The sequence below is a fragment of the Streptomyces sp. NPDC060205 genome (genome assembly GCF_042728395.1).
Classification (GTDB): Bacteria; Actinomycetota; Actinomycetes; order Streptomycetales; family Streptomycetaceae; genus Streptomyces.
In genome coordinates, this window is sequence record NZ_JBHWZP010000510.1 from 1 (window position 1) to 4,762 (window position 4,762).

Consider the following 4,762-nt stretch of genomic DNA (forward strand, 5'->3'; position numbering starts at 1 on the left):
CGCCCCGAGGGTCCCGGGCGGGACATGTGCGGTCGGATCAGTGCTGGAAGGCGTCGGCCCGCACGTGCTTCATGACGGCGCTCGCCACCCGGTACCGGCCGTTGGGCAGGTCCGGTGACCGGGTGACGTGCACGGTCAGCGGGCCGGCCCACTCGTAGCCCTGCTTCTCGCCGTGGCGCAGCAGGCTGTCGGTGAGCACCTGGTCTATGCGCCCGCCGTTGCGCTCCAGCTCCTCGTGGGCGAACTCGGCCAGCTCCACGTCGTAGGCGTTGGGCACGACGGTGCGGCTCTCGCTGCACACCACGATGTTGTCGTCGCACTCCTTGTGCAGGGCCTCGATCAGTTCGACCGGTTCCTTGTGGCGAAAATGCGCGAGCAGGGACCCTCCGAAGCGTTCCATGGCTCGTTCCAGACCAGTGAGTGTGCTCACGCCTGTACTTCTCCTCGATGGTGTCGTGGCATTCCGTCTCGTGGTGTGCCGTCTTGTGGTGTGCCGTCTTGTGGTGTGCCGGTGCGGCGCTCCCTCCTCCTCCGGGTGCCCGGGTGGTGGAGAAAGACGCGTGCGTCCCGCCTACAGCAGGTCCCTCGGCACCGTCTCGTTCCAGGTGCGGGAGAAGACCCGGCGCCCGCCTTCGTAGCCGTCCAGCGTGGCGTCCACGAAGAAGTCCGTCTCGTCGCAGGTCAGCCGCGTGTGCGTCTCCACGCGGACATCCCACTCGTCCCGCCTGAACCGCATGGTCCACGTCGACTCGCCGGTGGCCGACGTGAAGTCGTCGGCGACGGAGGTGTAGCGCTCGTAGGCGCGACGGCCGACGTCGAGGTCGATCTCGTCGAAGTGGACCAGACCCTGGTCCTTCACGATCTCCAGTTCGGCGCGGTAGTCGACCATGTCGCGCTTCACCTCCCACCGTGCGTCCGGCGCGGTCAGCCGGGTCACGGACAGCGGGGGTGTGCCCTCGGGCTCCTCGAACGGGTTCGCCGGCACCCCGTCCGGCTCCTCCGTCGGGCGGACGGGAAGCGTGAGCGTGCTGGAGCCCTCGTACACGCTCAGCAGCGCCGGCCCGGGGGGCGGCCAGGCCAGCGGCCAGTAGGACGTGGACAGCGAGAGGCGGACCCGGTGGCCGGGCGGGAACGCCTGTGCCACTCCGTTGAGCTGGACGGTCGCGCGGTAGCGCGTGCCCGGCTCCAGGGCCTCGGGGCTCTCGGTGCTGTCGCGGCGGGTGATGTTGAGCAGGCCGTAGGTGACGCGGGTGGCGGCCCCGTCGGGGCTGACGTCGGACAGCCGTGCGGCCACCATCGCGACCGGCCGGTCGGCCGCGAGGTCGAGTTCCACGGTCGGTGAGCCGAGGATCTCCAGCCGCTCGGTCAGCGGTTCGGTCTCGAAGACGAGGGAGCCGCCGTCCTCCTCACGCTGGTCGTACGGCAGGTCCGGGGGCGCGTTGTAGGAGGCCCACTTGCCCGCGAACTGCCCGACGGACAGCGGCGACCGTACGGTCATCGCGGCACCGCCAATGTCACCACGTGCCACGGTGCCGGCTCCGGCGTCGGCGTCGGCATCGGCATCGGACGGTGTGCCGATCCGGTGCCGGGTCAGCGGGTACCTGACGGGGGTGATCTGCGGAGACGGCCAGGTCGGCTCGGAGACCCAGCGGCCCGGACGCTCCTCGTACGACGTGGACGGGGGCACGCTGTCCTGCATCCAGGTGCGCAGCATGGGGCCGTCCATGACGCCGTTGTCGGCGCCCTTGAGCCAGTGGTCCCACCAGCGCACCACTTCCTGGAGGTAGCCGATGGCGGGGCCGGGCTCCCCGAGGTGGGGGAACTTGTGCGACCAGGGGCCGATCAGTCCCTTGCGGGGCACGTCCAGGTTGCCGAGGAGCCGGGTCACGGCGTTGGAGTAGCCGTCCGCCCAGCCGCTGGAGGCGAGGACGGGGCACTGTACGGCCTTGTAGTCCTCGGCGACCGAGGCGTGCCGCCAGTAGTCGTCCCGGCGCTGGTGGCGCAGCCACGGCAGGACCCACGGGCCGGAGTTCTCCAGGCGTTCGTGCCACATCTCGCGCCAGCGGTCGCCGACCACGGCGGGATCGGGCGGAAGGGTCGCGTAGGCGAACATCGTGCCGGCCTCGGCGAGGTTGTCCGACAGCATGGCGCCGCCCATGTAGTGCATGTCGTCGGCGTGCCGGTCGTCCGTGAAGGACGCGATGACGACGGCGCGCAGGCTCGGCGGCTGCCGGGCGGCGACCTGGAGGGCGGCGAAGGCGCCCCAGGACAGGCCCATCATGCCGGTGTTGCCGTCGCACCATGGCTGGTCGGCGAGCCAGGCGAGGACGGCTTCGGCGTCGGCCTGTTCCTGTTCCAGGTACTCGTCCCGCAGCACCCCCTCCGAGTCGCCGGTGCCGCGCAGGTCGACGCGCACACAGGCGTAGCCGTGACCGGCGATGTAGGGGTGGTGCATGGAGTCGCGGACCGAGGTGAGGTCGCGTTTGCGGTAGGGGATGTACTCCAGCACCGCGGGCACGGGCTCGTTGTCGGAGGAGGTGGGGCGCCGGACACGGGCCGACAGCTGGACGCCGTCGGGCATCGGGATACGGACGTCCTCCTCTTCCTTCGTGGCGTACGGCAGATTGCTCACGTAGCGCATGAGGCGGACCTGCTCCTTTTCGTGCGGTCGTTGCGTGTGCGGCCGTCGTGCGTGCGGCGGTCAGGCGCCGGGCCGGTCCCGGGGGATCTCGTCGAAGGTGAGTCCCAGCGCGGCCACGCAGTGGTCGTACTTCGCCCTCAGGTCCTCTTCACTGTTCCCGCCGGTGAATATGTGCGCCAGTTCGTAGCTGTAGGAGTCCTGCTGGGAGAGGTCGGAGAGGACCTGCCCCTCCTCGGTGGTGACGTCCACGCGCACCCCGTCGGTCTCGCGCTCGATGCGGGTGAGGTCGTCGTCCGAGGGCACGTCACGCACGACGCCGTCGGTGAACCAGCGGTAGTACCACTTCGCGGCCATCGCGTACGGGCCCTTGCGCTGCGGCATGGCCGGATCGTCGCCCAGGGCGAGGCCGAGCATGGCGTGGTGGTTGGGCACGCCGTCGACGTACTCGAAGAGTTCGGCGTGGGACTGGGAGTGCCTGGGGTTGATCTCCAGCAGGCTGATCTCCTGGGTCTTCGGGTCGAAGAAGTACTCCACGCTGAAGGTGGCCGACTCGAAGCCGATCCGGCGCATGACGCGCTCGGTGACGTCGTGCAGCTGGGCGATGACCGCCGGCGGCAGCGTGGAGGGGTACTGGTGCCGCTGGAAGCTGGAGGTGTCGGGGTAGTTGATGGAGTCCAGCACGCCGTAGACGGTGACCTCGCCCTCGTGGACGTATCCCTCGACGGCGACCTGGAGGCCCGTCATGGTCTCCTCGGCGAGGCAGACCTGGGCGCCGACGCCCTCCATCTCGGGCGGCAGTTCGATCCGGTCGAGGATGTCCTCGAAGGGGCGGCCGACCCGGGAGATGCCCTCGCGTATCTGACGCACGGCATCCTGGAACTCTTCCAGGTTCTCGACCCCGAAGGCGAGTTCGGAGGAGTACGAGAGCGCGGGCTTGACCCACATCGGGAACCGTACGTTCTCGGGCGGCCGCGGGTCGTCGGTGTCCAGGTCGACCCGGCCGAACCGGGGGTGCCTGTCGGTGACCTTCTGCTGCTCCAGCCGGCTCCAGTACTTGTGCTCGCACTTGACCACGGACTCCAGGCTGGTGCTGCGGGTCCCGTACTGCTCGGCGAGGATCGGCACGAGAGTGCTCACGGGGAAGTCCCAGTAGCCGACGATCGCGTCGATGCTGCCGTCGAACGCGTCCAGTACGCCCCGGGCCTTGTCGATGAGTTCCGGGACGGACACCTCGCCGCTCTGCAGCTCCTCGATCGTCAGCAGCCGGTGGTAGCGCAGCGACCTGGCCGCCGCGGCTGCTTCGAGGGTGGGCAGGTTGGCGTCGTCGAGGCCTGCCACGAAGACGTTCTTCACATCGGTCAAGTTCTTTTCGGGCACCGGCGGCCTTCCTGTTCGGCGAGTTCATGCGGTTCGCGCGGTTCGCGCGGTTCGCCCTCGGATCGGGCGGAAGACCGTGGGGTACCCCTGAGCGGCGGGGCGAATCTTCGCCATCGCCCTGAAGTGTTCGCAGGTGTGATGTCGGGCCGCCGGGACACCCGTATCCGCATGTTCATGAAGAGGCGATCCACAGCCTTGCCCTTGTCCCCGCACGAACGGGAGCAGACGTGATCTTCCTTGTCGTGGCCGTCCTGGTGCTGGCCGTCCTGCTCGGCTCGGCCGCCTATCTCCCCCTGCCCGTGACCGTGTTGGCCGCAGTGGCCATCGCCGCGTGGCTGGCCGTGTTCGCGGTGCGCGAGCGGCGCAGGCACGGCAGCCGGACCGGAAGGGCGTGACGAGATGCGGCTGACAGAGTCCCGGCGACGGGAGACCCGTGAGCGGGAGGCCGGCGGGCGTCCGACCGGCAGGCGGGACACCGAGGGAATGGCCGTGGCCTCCTTCGTCCTCGGCCTGGTCGGACTCCTCGTCCTCAACTTCTTCCTCGGCCCCGTCGCCATCGTGCTGGCCGTCATGGCCCTGCGCCGGGGCACGCCCCGCCGCTTCCGGGCGCTGCTCGGGCTGTGGCTCGGCATCGCGGACATCGTGGTGCTCGCCGTGCTCATGGCGGTGAACGGCGGCACGTCGTGGAGCATTCTCGGCTGACCGCGTCCATGCGAAAGCGCTGTGGGGCGACCGGTGGTGAAC

General features: G+C 69.7%; 5 protein-coding genes. 2 read left to right on the forward strand and 3 right to left on the reverse strand.

All coding sequences use genetic code 11. The features are described 5' to 3' along the window. Positions 1–37: 37 nt before the first annotated feature. From ACFWGJ_RS42045 to ACFWGJ_RS42055, 3 genes are all read right to left on the reverse strand, one after another. Entirely contained in the window at positions 38–430 is a 393-nt protein-coding gene (locus ACFWGJ_RS42045) for a DUF3662 domain-containing protein (RefSeq protein WP_387334230.1), read from the reverse strand. 141 nt (positions 431–571) lie between these two features. Next, a complete protein-coding gene (locus ACFWGJ_RS42050; protein WP_387334231.1) occupies positions 572–2,641 on the reverse strand; it encodes a CocE/NonD family hydrolase in 2,070 nt (689 codons plus the stop codon). 60 nt (positions 2,642–2,701) lie between these two features. Continuing rightward, on the reverse strand, positions 2,702–4,018 hold the full coding sequence (locus ACFWGJ_RS42055; protein WP_387334232.1) for an acetyl-CoA carboxylase biotin carboxylase subunit family protein: 1,317 nt from the start codon (positions 4,016–4,018) through the stop codon (positions 2,702–2,704). 227 nt (positions 4,019–4,245) lie between these two features. On the opposite strand from ACFWGJ_RS42055, the gene ACFWGJ_RS42060 reads away from it, so the two are divergent. Next, complete coding sequence (locus ACFWGJ_RS42060; RefSeq protein ID WP_387334233.1) at positions 4,246–4,413, forward strand: hypothetical protein; 168 nt, start codon at positions 4,246–4,248, stop codon at positions 4,411–4,413. 4 nt (positions 4,414–4,417) lie between these two features. Next, on the forward strand, positions 4,418–4,720 hold the full coding sequence (locus ACFWGJ_RS42065; protein WP_387334234.1) for a DUF4190 domain-containing protein: 303 nt from the start codon (positions 4,418–4,420) through the stop codon (positions 4,718–4,720). The last annotated feature ends 42 nt before the right edge of the window (positions 4,721–4,762 follow it).

What these genes read in the sequence shown, in the direction of transcription:
- ACFWGJ_RS42050 (WP_387334231.1), bottom strand. Translation starts at nt 2,641, where the DNA reads ATGCGCTACGTGAGCAATCTGCCGTACGCCACGAAGGAAGAGGAGGAC.
- ACFWGJ_RS42065 (WP_387334234.1), top strand. Translation starts at nt 4,418, where the DNA reads ATGCGGCTGACAGAGTCCCGGCGACGGGAGACCCGTGAGCGGGAGGCC.